Genomic DNA, 14,193 nt, shown 5'->3' with positions numbered 1-14,193 from the left:
GTTCAATCCACCGCGCGGTGCAGGATCACTTCCAGCACGAATTTTGAGCCAAAAAATGCCAAGACCAACACGCCCATGCCGATCAGGGTGAGGTTAACGGCACTGCGCCCGCGCCATCCATGCCGCCAGCGTCCGTAGAGCAGGGCGCCGAATACCAGCCATGCCACGATTGACAGCACGGTCTTATGCATCAAGTGCTGGCCAAATAGGTTGTGTACGAACAGGATGCCGGTCAGCAGCGTTATCGTGAGCAGCGCAAAGCCCGCGCCGATCAGGCGGAACAGTAGCGATTCGGTCAGGGTGAGCGGTGGCAACGCACTCAACCATGGGCTCAATTGCCGATGCCGCAAGGCACGTTCCTGTATGGCGAGCAAGATCGCCATAGCCGCTGCAATCGACAAAACACCAAACGCCAGCAGCGCCACGGTTACATGGAGCTTGATGTGCCAATCCATCGCAATCGGCATCGTGGGGGGGGCGAGGAAGCTGTCAACGAACAGCAAGAGAGCGCTGAGCGGAAAGATGATGACACCTAAGGCGACTACCGGGCGCGTGAGATTCACCACCAGCGTCAACGCCGATACAACGCAGGCGACCAACGACAACGCGGCAAAGAAATGCAGGTCCAGCGCGCCACGGTGCATGGCCAGTAATAAAGCCGCATGTGCGAGTACGGCGAGGGTCGCAATGGCCAAGGCAGAACGCGCGACTCTTGCCGGGGCAATGGCATGGCTCCCGAACAGTGGGCGCGCCAGGAGCCCGCTGGCAAGCAGATAGCAGGCGATGGCAAAGATAGAGAGGGCGGCTAGCATGGCGTGCAAGTGTGGCACAGGGCGGCCAGCGGGGTGAACGCGACAAAGCGTCCGGCACTTGCAATATTTAGATGATTGTCTAAATATCTATATAGCCTGACCCGGAGTGTTAGTGTCGCCATGAAGCAACAAGCCGTTTTTCGCGCGCTTGCAGACCCTACCCGTCGCGCCATCCTCAAACGGCTGCAGAGCGCGGCGATGAGTGCAGGTGAAATCGGCGAAGCATTCGATATCACCGGCGCGTCTCTGTCGCATCACTTCATGGTGCTCAAACACGCTGATCTTGTTCGTACCGAGCGCCGGGGACAGTACATCGTTTATTCACTCAACAGCACTGTGATGGAAGATCTCACCCGCATGGTGCTCGACTTATTTCCATCTGCCGCGGCACGAGGAGGCAAGCGATGAAACCTGTGCGTACGCTCCTGTTGTCAGTTTTTTTTCTACTGATTTTGGCTGCGGTTTTCCTGTGGCTGTACCCCCATATGCCCACACGCGTTCCTACGCATTGGAATGCGCAAGGTCAAATTGACGGCTATATGTCGCCTATCGGAGCGGTAGCCACGCCGATGATCATCATCGTGGTCGTGGCTCTGCTAACGGTGCTGCTGCCAGCTGTTTCGCCGCGGCATTACGAAATCAAGCCGTTTGTTGCGGCTTACAGCATGGTCATGCTCGCGGTACAGGCATTTGTGTTGATTTCAGGCTTGGGTGTTCTTCTGAATGCAGCTGGGCACCGAGTGCGAATGCCGCTCATAAGCATGCTTATCGTTGGCGTATTGCTCATGGTGATGGGCAACTATATGGGTAAGCTCCGCAAGAATTTCTTTATCGGCATTCGATCGCCGTGGACGCTTGCCAGCGATGCCGTATGGGAACGCACACACCGGATGGCTGGATGGATTTTCGTTTTGGCCGGCGTGGTTGTTGTCGTTGCCGCACTGGCTGGTGTGCCGTTGAAATGGTTGATGATCGCGATAGTGGGCGCGTTGTTCATTCCATGGATCTATTCGCTGTGGATTTATCGACGCGTTGAAGGACATGGATAACGTCTTATTCATGTCTCTCGATTGGCCGCCTTCACCAGCTGATGACGGCAGGTTGCCTTGCAAGTCGGCCAGTGGCTGGGGTGGTCTGGTATATTTCACGGTCGATCTGCCATCTATTCGCCATCATGTTTGAGTCGCTGAGCCAACGCCTCTCCACCACCGTCAACCGCCTGCGCGGGCGCGGCCGGCTGACCGAGGAAAATATTCGTGAAAGCCTGCGCGAGGTACGTATTGCGCTGCTTGAGGCCGATGTGGCGCTGCCGGTCGTACAGGCGCTGATCGAGCGTGTGAAAGTTCGCGCGGTAGGGCAGGAAGTGCTCAAGAGCCTGTCTCCAGGCCAAGCCCTGGTAAAGGTGGTCAGCGAGGAGCTGACCACCGTGATGGGTACCGCCAACGCCGAATTGAATTTGGCGCAGCAGCCGCCAGCCGTGGTGCTGATGGCGGGGCTGCAGGGTGCGGGCAAGACCACCACGGTGGCCAAACTGGCTCGTTTCCTCACCGAGCGCAAGAAAAAGCGCGTAATGGTGGTGAGCTGTGACGTCTATCGTCCGGCCGCTATCGAACAGTTGCGCACGTTGGCCGAGCAGGTGGAGGTGAAATTCTTCCCATCGGAAATCGGTCAGAGTCCGGTCGATATTGCCAAAGCGGCCATCGCTGCGGCACGTAAGGAAGTCATTGACGTGCTGCTGGTGGATACCGCAGGTCGTTTGCACGTCGACGAAGCCATGATGGCGGAGATCAAGGCGCTGCATGCGGCTATCACGCCGGTCGAAACCCTGTTCGTGGTTGATTCGATGACCGGCCAGGATGCGGCCAACACCGCCAAGGCTTTTGCCGAAGCCCTACCTCTCACCGGCGTGGTATTGACCAAGACAGACGGCGACGCCCGGGGCGGTGCCGCGCTTTCGGTGCGTTATGTGACCGGCCGCCCCATCAAGTTCCTCGGCGCGGGCGAAAAGACCGATGCGCTGGAGCCGTTCTATCCCGAGCGCGTCGCGCAGCGCATCCTCGGCATGGGCGACGTGTTGTCGCTGGTTGAGGAGGTGGAGCGCAAGGTCGACCAGGAAAAGGCGCAAAAGCTGGCCCAGAAAGTGATCAAGGGCAAGCGTTTTGACCTCAACGACATGCGCGATCAGCTTGAGCAGATGAACAACATGGGTGGCCTGGCCGGCCTTATGGACAAGTTGCCGGGTGTCTCCTCATTGCCCGATAACGTGAAGTCCAAGGTCAATGACGGCGAGATCGGGCGGATGATCGCGATCATCAATTCGATGACCAAGAAGGAGCGCCGTCATCCGGATCTGCTCAATGGCTCGCGTCGAGCTCGTGTAGCGCGCGGTTCGGGCACCCAGCCGGCGGACGTCAACCGTCTGCTGAAGCAGTACATGCAGATGGAAAAGATGATGTCCAAGTTGTCCAAAGGCGGCACCAAAGGGCTATTGCGGCAGATGCGCGGTGCCATGAAAGGTATGGGCGGCATGGGCGGTGGATTTCCACCCATGCGCTGAGGCTTAAAGGAGGGGAAAATCGCTAACCCCTTCCTTTTTCCACGAATTTCATTAAAATGTTGCGTTTACCGCGTCCGGTCTAGGGCGTGTTTGCCGGGCATACCGGCACTCTGGAGCTTTTCAACTATGGTCAAGATTCGTCTTTCGCGCGGCGGCGCCAAGGGCCGTCCGTTCTACCACGTCGTTGTGACCGATCAGCGCAACAAGCGCGATGGTCGCAGCATCGAAAATCTGGGGTTCTATAACCCCGCTGCCTCCGGCAAGGACAAGCGCCTGGAACTGAACGTCGTGCGTGTGCAGGAATGGGTGGCCAAGGGCGCTCAGTTGAGCGACAAGGTCGCCGCGCTGGTGAAGGAAGCAGCCAAGCAGGCTGCCTGAGCAATGACGGCAGCCAGTCGGCGCGTCCTGCTCGGGCGCATCGTCGGGTTGTACGGCGTGCAGGGCTGGGTCAAGCTCGAATCCTGGACCGAGCCGCGCACGCAGATCTTCAAATATCAGCCCTGGCTGCTCACGATGGCGCCGGGCGGGGAAATGGAGGTCAACGGTGTCAGCGGTCGACCACAAGGCAAGGGGCTCATTGCCAAGTTGCCAAAGGTGGATGACCGGGATGGCGCGGCGGCACTGGTTGGGCAGGATATTTACGTAGCCCGCGAGTTGCTGCCGCCGCCCGGTAAGGATGAGTTTTACTGGGTCGACCTCGAAGGCCTTGAGGTCGTCACCACTGAAGGCGTGGTTCTCGGGCGCGTAAGCCATCTGTTCGCGACCGGTGCCAACGATGTGGTGGTGGTAAGGGACGGCGAGCGCGAGCGGCTGATTCCTTTCGTCCAGGGTGTTTATGTGCGTTCGGTAGATCTGTCTGGTGGACGCATGGTGGTGGACTGGGATCCCGACTTCTAAGCGGTATAGGCGAAGGATCCAATGCGCATTGATGTCGTCACACTGTTCCCTGACTTCATGCGCCAGTGTGCCGCTGTTGGTGTCGTGGGCCGCGCGCAGCAACGTGAATTGCTGCAGGTAGAAACCTGGAATCCGCGCGATTACGCCACTGACAATTACCGTACCGTGGATGGCCGCACCTGCGGCGGCGGCCCTGGCATGGTGATGTTGATTGAGCCTTTGCGCAAAACCCTCAGGGCGGTGCGTGAGGCAGCACCGGAACCGGTGCACGTGATTTACCTCAGTCCGCAAGGAGCGCGGCTGACGCAGGGCAGGGTCGAAGCGCTGGCAAAAATGCCGCGTATCACTCTGCTTTGCGGGCGTTACGAAGGCGTAGACGAACGTCTGCTGACGCATGAGGTCGACGAAGAGCTATCTATCGGCGACTATGTGTTGTCCGGGGGCGAGCTAGGTGCCGCGGTAATCATCGACGCGGTGGGCCGTTTGCAGGAAGGTGCGTTGAACGACGCGCAGTCTGCCGAGCAGGATTCTTTCTCGAACGGCTTGCTGGATTGCCCGCACTACGCGAAACCAGTGCATGACGCGCTGGGTAACGTACCGGAGGTGTTGCTTTCCGGCGATCATGCGGCCATTCGCCGCTGGCGTCTGAAACAATCGCTGGGGCGAACGTGGTTGAGGCGTCCCGATTTATTGGCGCAGTGCGCGCTGGACAAAGAGTCCCGCGCATTGTTGGACGAATTCCGTCGTGAGCGTGCCCAGACGCAGCCACGGCAAAACGATGCGGCCGATGAAGACCGCAAGCATTGAACAAAGACAGGTGTTGTCATGAACAAGATCATCGAACAGTTCGAAGCCGAGCAGATCACCCGCCAGCTGCCGGAGTTCGGCCCTGGCGACACCGTGGTGGTCAACGTCAAGGTGAAGGAAGGCAACCGCGAGCGCGTGCAGGCGTTTGAGGGTGTTGTCATTGCCAAGCGCAATCGTGGCCTGCATTCAGCTTTCACCGTGCGTAAGATTTCGCACGGTACGGGTGTGGAGCGTGTGTTCCAGGCCCACAGCCCCAGCATCGAGTCGGTGCAGGTGAAGCGCAGGGGCAAGGTGCGTGGCGCCAAGTTGTATTATCTGCGTGGCCTGGAAGGTAAGGCTGCCCGCATCAAGGAAAACATCGCTGCCTCGACCGCCGAATAAATCGGCTGTGGCAGTATCAAAAAAGCCCCGCGGATCGTTCCGCGGGGCTTTTGCTTGATTCCCACTCAAGCAGAGAATTCGCGTACCTCACGTGCTCACGGCTAGCGCCTGCGGCTCCTGCAAGAAGTTGCCCTGCACGAAATCCACGCCGCAAGCAAATAGCAGCGATGTGCTGGCGGCATCCTCGACCCATTCCGCCACGGTCATGCGCTTCATCTCGTGCGCCTGCTGACAGATCTCGGTGACCTTCTTCTGATTTTCCGGATGCTGAGGCAGGTCGGCCATAAAGCTGCGGTCGATTTTCAGATAATCCGCGTCGATGTGATTGAGCAGCTGGAAGGAATTCAGGCCTGAACCAAATTGTTCCAGCGCAAAGAACCCACCCAGCTTTTTCCAGGCGTTGATGAACTCCTGGGCGGGTCGAAGCATGGTCACTACCTTGCTCTCTGTCATTTCCAACACCAGCCGGCCATGTTTCAGATTGGCCTGCTTCAAGGCCCGGTCCATCCATGGCAGCAAATTGGCCTGCGGTTGCATGGAGTCGGCTGTGAGCTTGACGAAGAACGTAGTAGGAATGCCAAGCCGGTCACGCGCCTTGAGTGCGAGGATGGCCTGGTTCAGCACCCAGCGATCGATTTCGGCATTGAGGCCGTATTTTTCGGCAATCGGCATGAAGAAGCCAGGTGATACCTCTCCCTGAGGGCCGTTCATACGCAGCAGGATTTCCGAATAATCGCCCTCGGCATCCTGCAGGCTGATCGTTTGTTGGTGATACAGCACAAACTCGTTTTGCGTGAGCGCCTGGCGCAGCAGATTGAGCCAGTTGCGCTCGCGTTCCGCATCGGCCTTTTCCCGCGCAGCGGGATCGTGCAGTTCGCTGCGATTGCCACCCTGGCTCTGCGCGCTGCGCAATGCCTGGCCCGCCTGATTCAGTAGCATATCCGTATTGGCGTTCTTCTCGCCCAGAAGGCTACCGCCAATGCTGACGGTCAACGTGATCGACTGCGTGCCCAGATCGAAGATTTCTTCTGCAATCACCTGTTGCAAACCTTTGATCCATTGGTGGATCGCCTCATCGACTTCCGTATGCAAAATCACACCGACCGTGTGATCGCCCAGCAAGCCAGCGACGTCGCTTTGTCCAAGCCGTGAGCTCACGCGATGTGCGAAAGCTGCCAACAGTTCATCGGCTTTGCCCAGGCCGATACCGTTGACGATGGGCGTCCAGTTATCCGGTTCGATCAATAGCAGGCTCTGGCCCTTTCGACCTTCGCTGGCGGCGGCGACCGCGCTATCGATGTATTCCAGCGTGCGCGCACGGTTGAACAAGCGCGTAACTGGATCACGCTGCAACTGCTCGACCAAGGCTGGATCGATTTGCTGGCGACGAAACACGATCTGCAAGCACGGCTCACCTTCGAACGTGGCATGCGCAAATTCCGCCGTGGCGGGAAACGTGCCGCCATCGGCTCGGCGAGCGTGCAATTCCAGGCGATATTCGGCCTTCTCGCCGCGCGACAGCGCGCGCAGCAGATTTTTGAAAGCGTCGGCGTCCGTTGGGCCGATCAGGTCCAATACCGGCAGCCCCAGCAGATCGTCGTAGTCGGCGTAGCCAAACGTGTCGAGATAGGAGCGATTGGCGCGTACGTGCATACCTTCATGCACATAGGCAATGGGGTCGTTGGACGAATCCAGCAGCGCATCGCAACGACGCTCCGATTCGCGTAGCGCCGATTCGAGGCGGCGTACCTGGCGGCGGGTGTTAAGCGCATCGAACTCACGCTTCACTACCGTGATCAACTGTTTGGGCTGGCTGCGTGAAGCGACCCCTTGTACGCCGTCCTGAAACATTTCTGCCACGCTTTGATCGTCGATCTTGGGGACGCAGGCGATCAAGGCGATATCGCGAGAGGTGGCTTCGATCTGCTGTGCCACATTGCGCAGCGGCATACCCGATACGCCGGGATTGAACAGCACCAGATCCGGACCTAGCTCTTCGAGCGTTGCATGAAACTGTTCGGCGGTAGTGGCTCGCGCAGGGCGCACCGCAATACCAGCATTGCGAAGCAGGGTAATAATTTGTTCCGCATCCTCGACCGAGTTTTCGACAAAGAGGATCTTGATAACGGAGTCTGTCTTCATGGGCGCGTCGTGCTTCCTTGGAGAGGGCTGCTCGCGCGGAAGGCATCCGAGGGCTAGCCGGCACTACCGCTTTGTTTTAGCGGATTCCGGCGAGCCTCGCCAGCGTTAATTCGCACGACGAATGCGAATGAGTGACGAAGCGCATGCGCGAGATGACTACTTAGTGTCTTCGGCGTGACCCCAAGTCGCTCCTGGGACAAGCTTTCGCAGGGCTAGTTCTGGAGGGTGCAACGCCTCAGAGTGCCCGCTTGGATGGATCGCCCTCCACCTCGCGCACCAATTTCGGTACGAGGTAGCCGGGCAGCCGGCTGCGCATGGCGTCAATCAGGGACCGCGCTTCTGCATCGGTTACTTCAAAATGAGCCGCGCCTTGCACGCGATCGAGTTGATGCAAATAATACGGCAGCACACCTGCTGCAAACATGCGCTCGGACAACAACACAAGTGCCGCAGCATCATCATTGACACCACGCAGAAGCACGGATTGATTGAGCAGTGTGGCGCCTGCTTCCCGCAGACGCGCACACGCCGCGTCTACTTCCTCGTCGAACTCGTTGGCGTGGTTGGCATGCAGCACGACAACTTTCTGTAACGGGAGAGAACGCAGCCATTCGATGAAAGACGTATCGATCCGCTCGGGCAGTACCACCGGCAACCGGGTATGGATGCGCAGGCGGAAAACCTGCGGCATGTCGACGAGATTGCGCCCAAGTTCTTCCAGCTTGGCGGTGGTCAAGGCCAGCGGATCGCCGCCCGAAAGGATGAGCTCGTGGATGGATGCGTCCCCGCGGAGGTGGTCGAGCGCCTGCTGCCACTGCCCTGCGGCGGCAATCTCCTCGCCATAGGGAAAGTGACGGCGGAAACAGTAGCGGCAATTGATAGCACAGCTACCGCTGGCAATCAGTAACGCGCGGCCCTGGTATTTATGCAAAACCCCCTTGGCTTCGCGCGCCGCGAGATCTCCTACCGCATCCAGCACAAAGCCCGGCCGCTGTTCCAGTTCCACGAGTTGAGGCAGTACCTGCAGCAGCAATGGGTCATTTGCGTCGCCGTGGCGCATGCGGGCTGCGAAGCCACGCGGTACCCGCAGTGCAAAACCGGCATCGTCGGCCGGCAAACGACCGGCCAAGTGACTCAATCCAAGCAGGTCGAGCAGTTCGCGGGCGTCCGTGATCGCGTTGCGCCAAAGCTGCCGCCAGTCAGCTTGGCTGGTCGGTGTAATGCGGGCGCCAGGGCTTGCGGTTATCATAGAGGGCTCTATATGGGCTGGAAGGCCCTGAAGAACCATTTTAACCGCTGAGGTCAGCGGTTTCCTTTATTTCGGAGCGAAGTGCATGGCCAGCTATGGTCTCAATGACGTCAAGACCGGTGTGAAGATCATCGTCGATAATGATCCCTATATCATCACCGACGCGGAGTTCATCAAGCCGGGCAAGGGCCAGGCCTTCACCCGTATCAAGATCCGCAATCTGCTCAATGGCCGCACTACGGAAAAAACCCTCAAGTCGAGCGAATCGTTCGAGGGTGCCGACGTGGTCGATACCGATATGCAGTATCTCTACAGCGACGGCGAGTTCTGGCATTTCATGAAGCTCGACGGGTCGTTCGAACAGCATCAGGCTGACGTGGCCGCCATGGCGGAGGCGGCCAAATGGCTGAAAGGCGAGGAAGAGTGTGTGGTGACCCTGTGGAATGGTCGTCCGATCTCGGTACAGGCGCCCAATTTCGTGGAACTGAAAATCGTCGAGACGGATCCCGGCCTGCGCGGCGATACCTCCGGCGGTGGCGGCAAACCTGCCAAGCTTGAGACGGGTGCAGTCGTGCGCGTGCCGCTGTTCGTGAGCCAGGATGAAGTCATCAAGGTCGACACCCGCTCGGGCGAGTACGTCAGTCGCGTGAAGTGATGATGCATCGCTTTTCTTTCGTCTTCTTCGAAGGAGACGGGAAAGCGGTGAGGTGAAACGAATCATCGGGGCGGGCATCGTAAGATGTGCCGCCCCGATTCATATCAATCCCCAAAAAGCCACTATGACGAGCCAGATCGTTCCGCAGTCAGTTGATTTACTTATCGAAGCTCGCTGGATCGTGCCGGTCGAACCCGGCGATCAGGTGCTCGAACATCACGCCGTAGCGATCGATGCTGGCCGCATCGTTGCCATCATGCCGAGCTCCCAAGCTGATGCGGTTTACGCACCGCGCGAGCGCGTGGTATTGGGCGAGCACGTACTGATTCCCGGACTTATCAATACGCATACGCACAATCCGATGACATTGATGCGTGGCCTTGCTGACGATTTGCCGTTGATGGTCTGGTTGCAGCAACACATCTGGCCTGTAGAGGCCAAGGTGATGGGGCCTGAGTTCGTTCGCGATGGCGTAGAGCTAGCTATCGCCGAGATGTTGCGCGGGGGCACGACCTGTGCCAACGAAAACTACTTCTTTCCAGACGCCATTGGCGCGACCTATCGCAAGTACGGTTTTCGTGCCGTGATCGGTTTGCCCATCATCGAGTTTCCATCCGGATGGGCACGTACCCAGGACGAATATTTCGAGCGTGCCGGCGAAACGCATGACAGTTTCCGCAGCGATCCGCTGATTCGCACGGCTTTTGCGCCGCATGCTCCGTACACGGTTTCTGACGACTCGTTCGAGCGTATTCGTGTCCTGGCCGATCAGCTCGACATTCCAGTGCATCTGCATCTGCACGAAACAGCACATGAAGTCGAGGAAGAGCGCAAGAAAACCGGACTGCGCCCCTTCCAGCGGCTGCAAAAATTAGGTGTGATCAATGATCGCCTGATCGCCGTGCACATGACGCAGCTCACCGACAGTGAAATCGCCACGTGCGCCGAGGCCGGTGTGTCGGTCGTGCATTGTCCGGAATCCAACCTCAAGCTTGCTTCGGGTTTCTGCCCGGCGGAAAAGCTGCGCAAGGCCGGGGTGAACGTTGCGCTGGGTACCGATGGCTGTGCCTCGAACAACGACCTGGATATGTTCGGCGAGATCCGTACCGCAGCTCTACTGGCAAAGGCGGTGGCCGAGAATGCTGCGGCCTTCGACGCCGGCTACGCGCTGCGTACGGCGACCATCCAGGCAGCGAAGGCATTGGGGCTTGAGCGTGACATCGGCTCGATCGAAGTAGGAAAACAAGCGGATCTGGCGGCGATACGTCTCAGCGATCTCGAAACCCAACCCTTGTTCCACATTGTTTCGCAATTGATTTACGCCACGGGGCGGCATCAGGTCAGCGATGTCTGGATCGCCGGCAGGCGCAAGCTGGCGGATCGCCAATTGGTCGACATGGACGTAGCGGGCATCCTTGCACGCACCCATGCTTGGCGAGAGCGTATTGCCGCACTGGATCCGGCATGAGCACAGCCGAAATGAAGCATTATCTCGTCATGTTGTTTCGACGTTCCCATGTCGACCCTGCGGTCGTGCCTCTGCATAAAGAATTTCTGGAATCGTTGCGCACGCAAGGTCGAAACGACCTGTCTGGTCCTTTTGGCGATCACTCGGGGGGTGCCTATGTGTTGCGTGCCGAATCGATGGAACAGGCATTAGAGATCGCGCACAGCGATCCGGCGCATACCAGCGGTGGCTGGGATATCACGATTTACGAATGGAATGCGCGCTAGAGTGAGCAGGTGCGCCGGAGCCTTCAATTTATGATGCAAGCGACTCAGAACGTCAGTCACGATGAAATCGCACGTTTCGACAAACTGGCTGCGCGCTGGTGGGATCCAGATGGCGAATCGCGGCCACTGCACGACCTCAATCCGGTGCGTACCGACTATGTCGCGAAGCGAGTGCCATTGCGTGGTGCGCGTGTCGCCGATGTGGGCTGCGGCGGTGGCTTGCTGAGCGAAGCGTTGGCGCGCGCCGGAGCTGACGTCGTTGGTATCGATCTCGGCTTGAAGGTCATCGAAATCGCGCGACTGCACCTGCACGAATCGAATCTCAAGGTCGATTACCGCAAGCAATCATCGGCCGATCTGGCCGCGACCGAACCGGGTAGTTTCGATGCCGTGTGCTGCATGGAGCTGATCGAACATGTCCCGGATCCTGCCGCGCTGGTGATGGACCTTGCCGCTATGCTCAAACCGGGCGGACGGGTCTTCATGTCCACCCTCAATCGCACGCCGGTTGCTTTTGCTGCGGCTATCCTTGGGGCGGAGTACGTCACGCACATGCTTCCGCGCGGCACGCACCATTATGCGCAGTTCTTGAAGCCTTCGGAATTGGCACGTCTGCTGCGTCATGCGGGCTTGGAACTGGAAGACGTAAGCGGCCTGGGATACAACCCGGTGACCCGCAGGGCTTGGCTGAGTCGTTTGACGGCCGTCAATTACCTTATGTGCGCGCGCAAACCTGCATGAAGCTGCTACCCGATTCGCCCCAAGGGGTTTTGTTCGATCTGGATGGCACCTTGCTCGACAGTGCGCCGGATCTTCACGCGGCATTGGCTGCTTATTGCGACGAAGTCGGGGCTGCGGTGCCGCCTTATACGATGATGCGCCAGGTGGTGTCGCGCGGCTCTCGCGCCATTCTGCGTTGCGCCTTCGATGAGGCCGATGAGTCCTTGTTCGAGCGTATGCCGCGTTATCTTGAGCTCTATCACTCGATGATGTCCGTCCACACGCGCCCCTTCGATGGCATCGACGCGTTGTTGGATGCATTGGAAGAGCGTGGGATGTCCTGGGGCATTGTTACCAATAAGCCAGGCTATCTCACAGACGATCTCGTGCAGCAGATCGGGTGGGGAGCGCGTGTTTGCGCCGTGGTGTCCGGTGACACACTGCCGGTTCGCAAACCTGATCCCGCCCCGGTCCTGCTGGCATGTGAACGTGCTGGGCTTGATCCCCAGCGATGCGTTTTTGTCGGCGACGATCGTCGCGATGTGCAGGCAGGGCGGGACGCAGGGCTGTATACCGTAGCGGTGCACTGGGGCTATCTGGATGGCGGTGATCCCCATGCATGGGGAGCCGATGCAGTGGTCGACCATCCGCGCCAGCTGGCCGACATGCTCAAGTTGAAGGTCATGGCGTGAGCGAACAGACTTCCCTGCATGGCGCGTTGCAGAGCTACGTCGACAAGTGGCTTGCCATACAGCCGCAGCAGCGCGTAGCGCTGGTCTTTGTGGAGCCAGGGAAATATCCGGGGCATATCGCCTTGGCAGCGCTCGAACAGGAACTGCTCTCTGCGGCCTACGGCATCCGGGAACCCCAGGTGGCTGCCACCAAGCTCAACTGGTGGGCGGAGGAATTGAGCGGAGCATCCGCCAGTGGTGGACGACACCCTTTGACCCGTGTGTTATTCGATGACGAACGGGCACATGCGCTACCTTCGGAACGTTGGCTGGCCCCTGTGCTGGCCGCCATGGCGCAATTGGAAGAGGGGACAGCCGTGGATTTTGCCGCCCAGCTCAGTGCCGCTTCGGCCCTGCACGGCGCGCTTGCCACGCTGGAAACATCATGGTGGTACGGAGAAGCTGCATCCCCAGCACGCGCTGCACATGTGGCGACCCTGAGCCATCTGCTGCATGCATTGCGTCGCCTGCAAGAGGAAGCCGAGCGAGACCGATTGCCTCTACCCATGGCCCGCCTGGCTCGGTTCGGTCTTAGCCGTTCGGCGTTGCGGCAACAGAGTGAGGCGCGCTCCCAGGCAATCAAAGCGCAATTGGACGACCTTGCGGCGGCATGGCGAGAGGCGGCTGCTATGACAGGCCCTCTCAGCGTCTTTCGGGCGTTGGAGGCCAATACAGGGGAGCGCCTGGTATGGAAGGCAATAAAGGCCGGCGAACCCTTGAAAGTGTTGCAGGTGGGCGAGTCTGCCGCCGGGTTGCGAGTCACGCTGCGGGCATGGAAGGCTGCACGGCACTGGCAGGGACATGTGTCACGCACCGGTAGCAAGTAAAACGCACTGTTTCCTGTGTGGACCTGTTGTGACAGGCTCGACTGCCCCAAAATATGCCGCGTTGCCGCAAGAACTGCCTCATTTTTCGAGGCGGGCGCATGCTTCGCAGCCCTTCCTCGGTATCCAAGGAGGGCTCCATTTAGGAATACCTCATGCATACCCATGAAAACACCGTTCGTTTGATGCCCGACGTTGCCACGCAGGCGCAGCCGCATCTGATCGGCGCGCTGGATTGGGTCGGCATGGACGGTATCGAGACGCCGGTACTGTTCGACGCTGGCGACGGTCAGCCCCAGCGCAGCAGCGCCCAGGTGGGTGCTTTCGTTAACCTGGTGCGGCCGGACCGGCGCGGCATCCATATGTCGCGCCTGTACCTGCTGGTCGACCAGTACCTCAGCGCCCGGCCCGTCAATGCCGCCATGCTGGAAGAACTGCTGCGCGCCTTTCTGGATTCGCACAAGGACTTGGCCGACCGGGCGCGCTTGAGCTTGCGCTTTGACCAGCTGATTCGTCGCCCCGCCTTGCGCAGCGGCAACAGCGGCTGGCGCGCCTACCCGGTATCGCTCGAAGCCAGTCTGTGCGCCGAAGGCTTTCGTCTGGAACTGGGCACGGAAGTGGTCTATTCCTCCACTTGTCCGGCCTCGGCGGCCCTGTCGCGGCAGCTGATCCAGGAGCAATTCA

General features: G+C 59.2%; 17 protein-coding genes and 1 pseudogene. 15 read left to right on the top strand and 3 right to left on the bottom strand.

The features are described 5' to 3' along the window. Positions 1 to 2: 2 nt before the first annotated feature. Positions 3 to 812, bottom strand: coding sequence for a cytochrome C assembly family protein (locus AC4HNJ_RS14440; RefSeq protein WP_490480291.1), 810 nt, complete (start codon positions 810 to 812; stop codon positions 3 to 5). A 120-nt stretch (positions 813 to 932) separates the two neighbouring features. On the opposite strand from AC4HNJ_RS14440, the gene AC4HNJ_RS14435 reads away from it, so the two are divergent. From AC4HNJ_RS14435 to rplS, 8 genes and pseudogenes are all read left to right on the top strand, one after another. Then, a complete protein-coding gene (locus AC4HNJ_RS14435) occupies positions 933 to 1,220 on the top strand; it encodes an autorepressor SdpR family transcription factor (RefSeq protein WP_490480290.1) in 288 nt (95 codons plus the stop codon). Beyond that, a pseudogene (locus AC4HNJ_RS14430) lies at positions 1,217 to 1,381 on the top strand (DUF1648 domain-containing protein); the annotation flags it as partial. The gene AC4HNJ_RS14435 and the pseudogene AC4HNJ_RS14430, both read left to right, overlap by 4 nt. Continuing rightward, the gene (locus tag AC4HNJ_RS14425; protein WP_490480440.1) at positions 1,382 to 1,861 is read left to right on the top strand and encodes an SdpI family protein; all 480 of its coding nucleotides are present in this window, start codon (positions 1,382 to 1,384) and stop codon (positions 1,859 to 1,861) included. Positions 1,862 to 1,986: 125 nt separating this feature from the next. After that, positions 1,987 to 3,369 carry a signal recognition particle protein gene (ffh, locus tag AC4HNJ_RS14420; protein WP_490480289.1) on the top strand — a complete coding sequence of 461 codons (1,383 nt, stop codon included), beginning with the start codon at positions 1,987 to 1,989 and terminating at the stop codon, positions 3,367 to 3,369. Positions 3,370 to 3,495: 126 nt separating this feature from the next. Continuing rightward, positions 3,496 to 3,747, top strand: a complete 252-nt coding sequence (rpsP, locus tag AC4HNJ_RS14415; RefSeq protein ID WP_490480288.1) for a 30S ribosomal protein S16 — start codon at positions 3,496 to 3,498, stop codon at positions 3,745 to 3,747. A 3-nt stretch (positions 3,748 to 3,750) separates the two neighbouring features. Beyond that, entirely contained in the window at positions 3,751 to 4,266 is a 516-nt protein-coding gene (gene rimM / locus AC4HNJ_RS14410; RefSeq protein ID WP_490480287.1) for a ribosome maturation factor RimM, read from the top strand. A gap of 21 nt (positions 4,267 to 4,287) precedes the next feature. Further along, complete coding sequence (gene trmD / locus AC4HNJ_RS14405) at positions 4,288 to 5,073, top strand: tRNA (guanosine(37)-N1)-methyltransferase TrmD (RefSeq protein WP_490480286.1); 786 nt, start codon at positions 4,288 to 4,290, stop codon at positions 5,071 to 5,073. Positions 5,074 to 5,091: 18 nt separating this feature from the next. Then, entirely contained in the window at positions 5,092 to 5,454 is a 363-nt protein-coding gene (rplS, locus tag AC4HNJ_RS14400; protein WP_490480285.1) for a 50S ribosomal protein L19, read from the top strand. An 87-nt stretch (positions 5,455 to 5,541) separates the two neighbouring features. On the opposite strand, the gene AC4HNJ_RS14395 is transcribed toward rplS, so the two are convergent. Beyond that, positions 5,542 to 7,596 (bottom strand): EAL domain-containing response regulator, encoded by a 2,055-nt coding sequence (locus AC4HNJ_RS14395; RefSeq protein ID WP_490480284.1) that lies wholly within the window; start codon positions 7,594 to 7,596, stop codon positions 5,542 to 5,544. Positions 7,597 to 7,831: 235 nt separating this feature from the next. Continuing rightward, positions 7,832 to 8,845, bottom strand: coding sequence for an EF-P beta-lysylation protein EpmB (epmB, locus tag AC4HNJ_RS14390; protein ID WP_490480283.1), 1,014 nt, complete (start codon positions 8,843 to 8,845; stop codon positions 7,832 to 7,834). 85 nt (positions 8,846 to 8,930) lie between these two features. Between epmB and efp the strand changes: the two genes are divergently transcribed. The 7 genes from efp to AC4HNJ_RS14355 all read left to right on the top strand — a co-directional run. Continuing rightward, a complete protein-coding gene (efp, locus tag AC4HNJ_RS14385; RefSeq protein ID WP_490480282.1) occupies positions 8,931 to 9,500 on the top strand; it encodes an elongation factor P in 570 nt (189 codons plus the stop codon). A 124-nt stretch (positions 9,501 to 9,624) separates the two neighbouring features. Beyond that, positions 9,625 to 10,968, top strand: a complete 1,344-nt coding sequence (locus tag AC4HNJ_RS14380) for a TRZ/ATZ family hydrolase (protein ID WP_490480281.1) — start codon at positions 9,625 to 9,627, stop codon at positions 10,966 to 10,968. A gap of 11 nt (positions 10,969 to 10,979) precedes the next feature. After that, positions 10,980 to 11,234 carry a YciI family protein gene (locus tag AC4HNJ_RS14375; RefSeq protein ID WP_490480439.1) on the top strand — a complete coding sequence of 85 codons (255 nt, stop codon included), beginning with the start codon at positions 10,980 to 10,982 and terminating at the stop codon, positions 11,232 to 11,234. A 33-nt stretch (positions 11,235 to 11,267) separates the two neighbouring features. Beyond that, positions 11,268 to 11,975 carry a bifunctional 2-polyprenyl-6-hydroxyphenol methylase/3-demethylubiquinol 3-O-methyltransferase UbiG gene (gene ubiG / locus AC4HNJ_RS14370; RefSeq protein ID WP_490480438.1) on the top strand — a complete coding sequence of 236 codons (708 nt, stop codon included), beginning with the start codon at positions 11,268 to 11,270 and terminating at the stop codon, positions 11,973 to 11,975. Continuing rightward, positions 11,972 to 12,646 (top strand): phosphoglycolate phosphatase, encoded by a 675-nt coding sequence (gph, locus tag AC4HNJ_RS14365; RefSeq protein WP_490480280.1) that lies wholly within the window; start codon positions 11,972 to 11,974, stop codon positions 12,644 to 12,646. The genes ubiG and gph overlap by 4 nt, the downstream gene beginning before the upstream one ends. Then, positions 12,643 to 13,512 (top strand): squalene/phytoene synthase family protein, encoded by an 870-nt coding sequence (locus tag AC4HNJ_RS14360; RefSeq protein WP_490480279.1) that lies wholly within the window; start codon positions 12,643 to 12,645, stop codon positions 13,510 to 13,512. The genes gph and AC4HNJ_RS14360 overlap by 4 nt, the downstream gene beginning before the upstream one ends. 152 nt (positions 13,513 to 13,664) lie before the next feature. Continuing rightward, a partial coding sequence (locus AC4HNJ_RS14355) for a GTP cyclohydrolase, FolE2/MptA family (RefSeq protein ID WP_490480278.1) occupies positions 13,665 to 14,193 on the top strand: 529 nt, incomplete at its 3' end.

The organism is Dyella sp. SYSU CM1112, from assembly GCF_058216415.1.
The sequence above is the reverse complement of the archived record's forward strand: the minus strand, read 5'-3'. Positions and strand labels throughout refer to the sequence as shown.

What these genes read in the sequence shown, in the direction of transcription:
- AC4HNJ_RS14440 (WP_490480291.1), bottom strand. Translation starts at nt 812, where the DNA reads ATGCTAGCCGCCCTCTCTATCTTTGCCATCGCCTGCTATCTGCTTGCC.
- AC4HNJ_RS14435 (WP_490480290.1), top strand. Translation starts at nt 933, where the DNA reads ATGAAGCAACAAGCCGTTTTTCGCGCGCTTGCAGACCCTACCCGTCGC.
- AC4HNJ_RS14425 (WP_490480440.1), top strand. Translation starts at nt 1,382, where the DNA reads ATGATCATCATCGTGGTCGTGGCTCTGCTAACGGTGCTGCTGCCAGCT.
- ffh (WP_490480289.1), top strand. Translation starts at nt 1,987, where the DNA reads ATGTTTGAGTCGCTGAGCCAACGCCTCTCCACCACCGTCAACCGCCTG.
- rpsP (WP_490480288.1), top strand. Translation starts at nt 3,496, where the DNA reads ATGGTCAAGATTCGTCTTTCGCGCGGCGGCGCCAAGGGCCGTCCGTTC.
- rimM (WP_490480287.1), top strand. Translation starts at nt 3,751, where the DNA reads ATGACGGCAGCCAGTCGGCGCGTCCTGCTCGGGCGCATCGTCGGGTTG.
- trmD (WP_490480286.1), top strand. Translation starts at nt 4,288, where the DNA reads ATGCGCATTGATGTCGTCACACTGTTCCCTGACTTCATGCGCCAGTGT.
- rplS (WP_490480285.1), top strand. Translation starts at nt 5,092, where the DNA reads ATGAACAAGATCATCGAACAGTTCGAAGCCGAGCAGATCACCCGCCAG.
- AC4HNJ_RS14395 (WP_490480284.1), bottom strand. Translation starts at nt 7,596, where the DNA reads ATGAAGACAGACTCCGTTATCAAGATCCTCTTTGTCGAAAACTCGGTC.
- epmB (WP_490480283.1), bottom strand. Translation starts at nt 8,845, where the DNA reads ATGATAACCGCAAGCCCTGGCGCCCGCATTACACCGACCAGCCAAGCT.
- efp (WP_490480282.1), top strand. Translation starts at nt 8,931, where the DNA reads ATGGCCAGCTATGGTCTCAATGACGTCAAGACCGGTGTGAAGATCATC.
- AC4HNJ_RS14380 (WP_490480281.1), top strand. Translation starts at nt 9,625, where the DNA reads ATGACGAGCCAGATCGTTCCGCAGTCAGTTGATTTACTTATCGAAGCT.
- AC4HNJ_RS14375 (WP_490480439.1), top strand. Translation starts at nt 10,980, where the DNA reads ATGAAGCATTATCTCGTCATGTTGTTTCGACGTTCCCATGTCGACCCT.
- ubiG (WP_490480438.1), top strand. Translation starts at nt 11,268, where the DNA reads ATGCAAGCGACTCAGAACGTCAGTCACGATGAAATCGCACGTTTCGAC.
- gph (WP_490480280.1), top strand. Translation starts at nt 11,972, where the DNA reads ATGAAGCTGCTACCCGATTCGCCCCAAGGGGTTTTGTTCGATCTGGAT.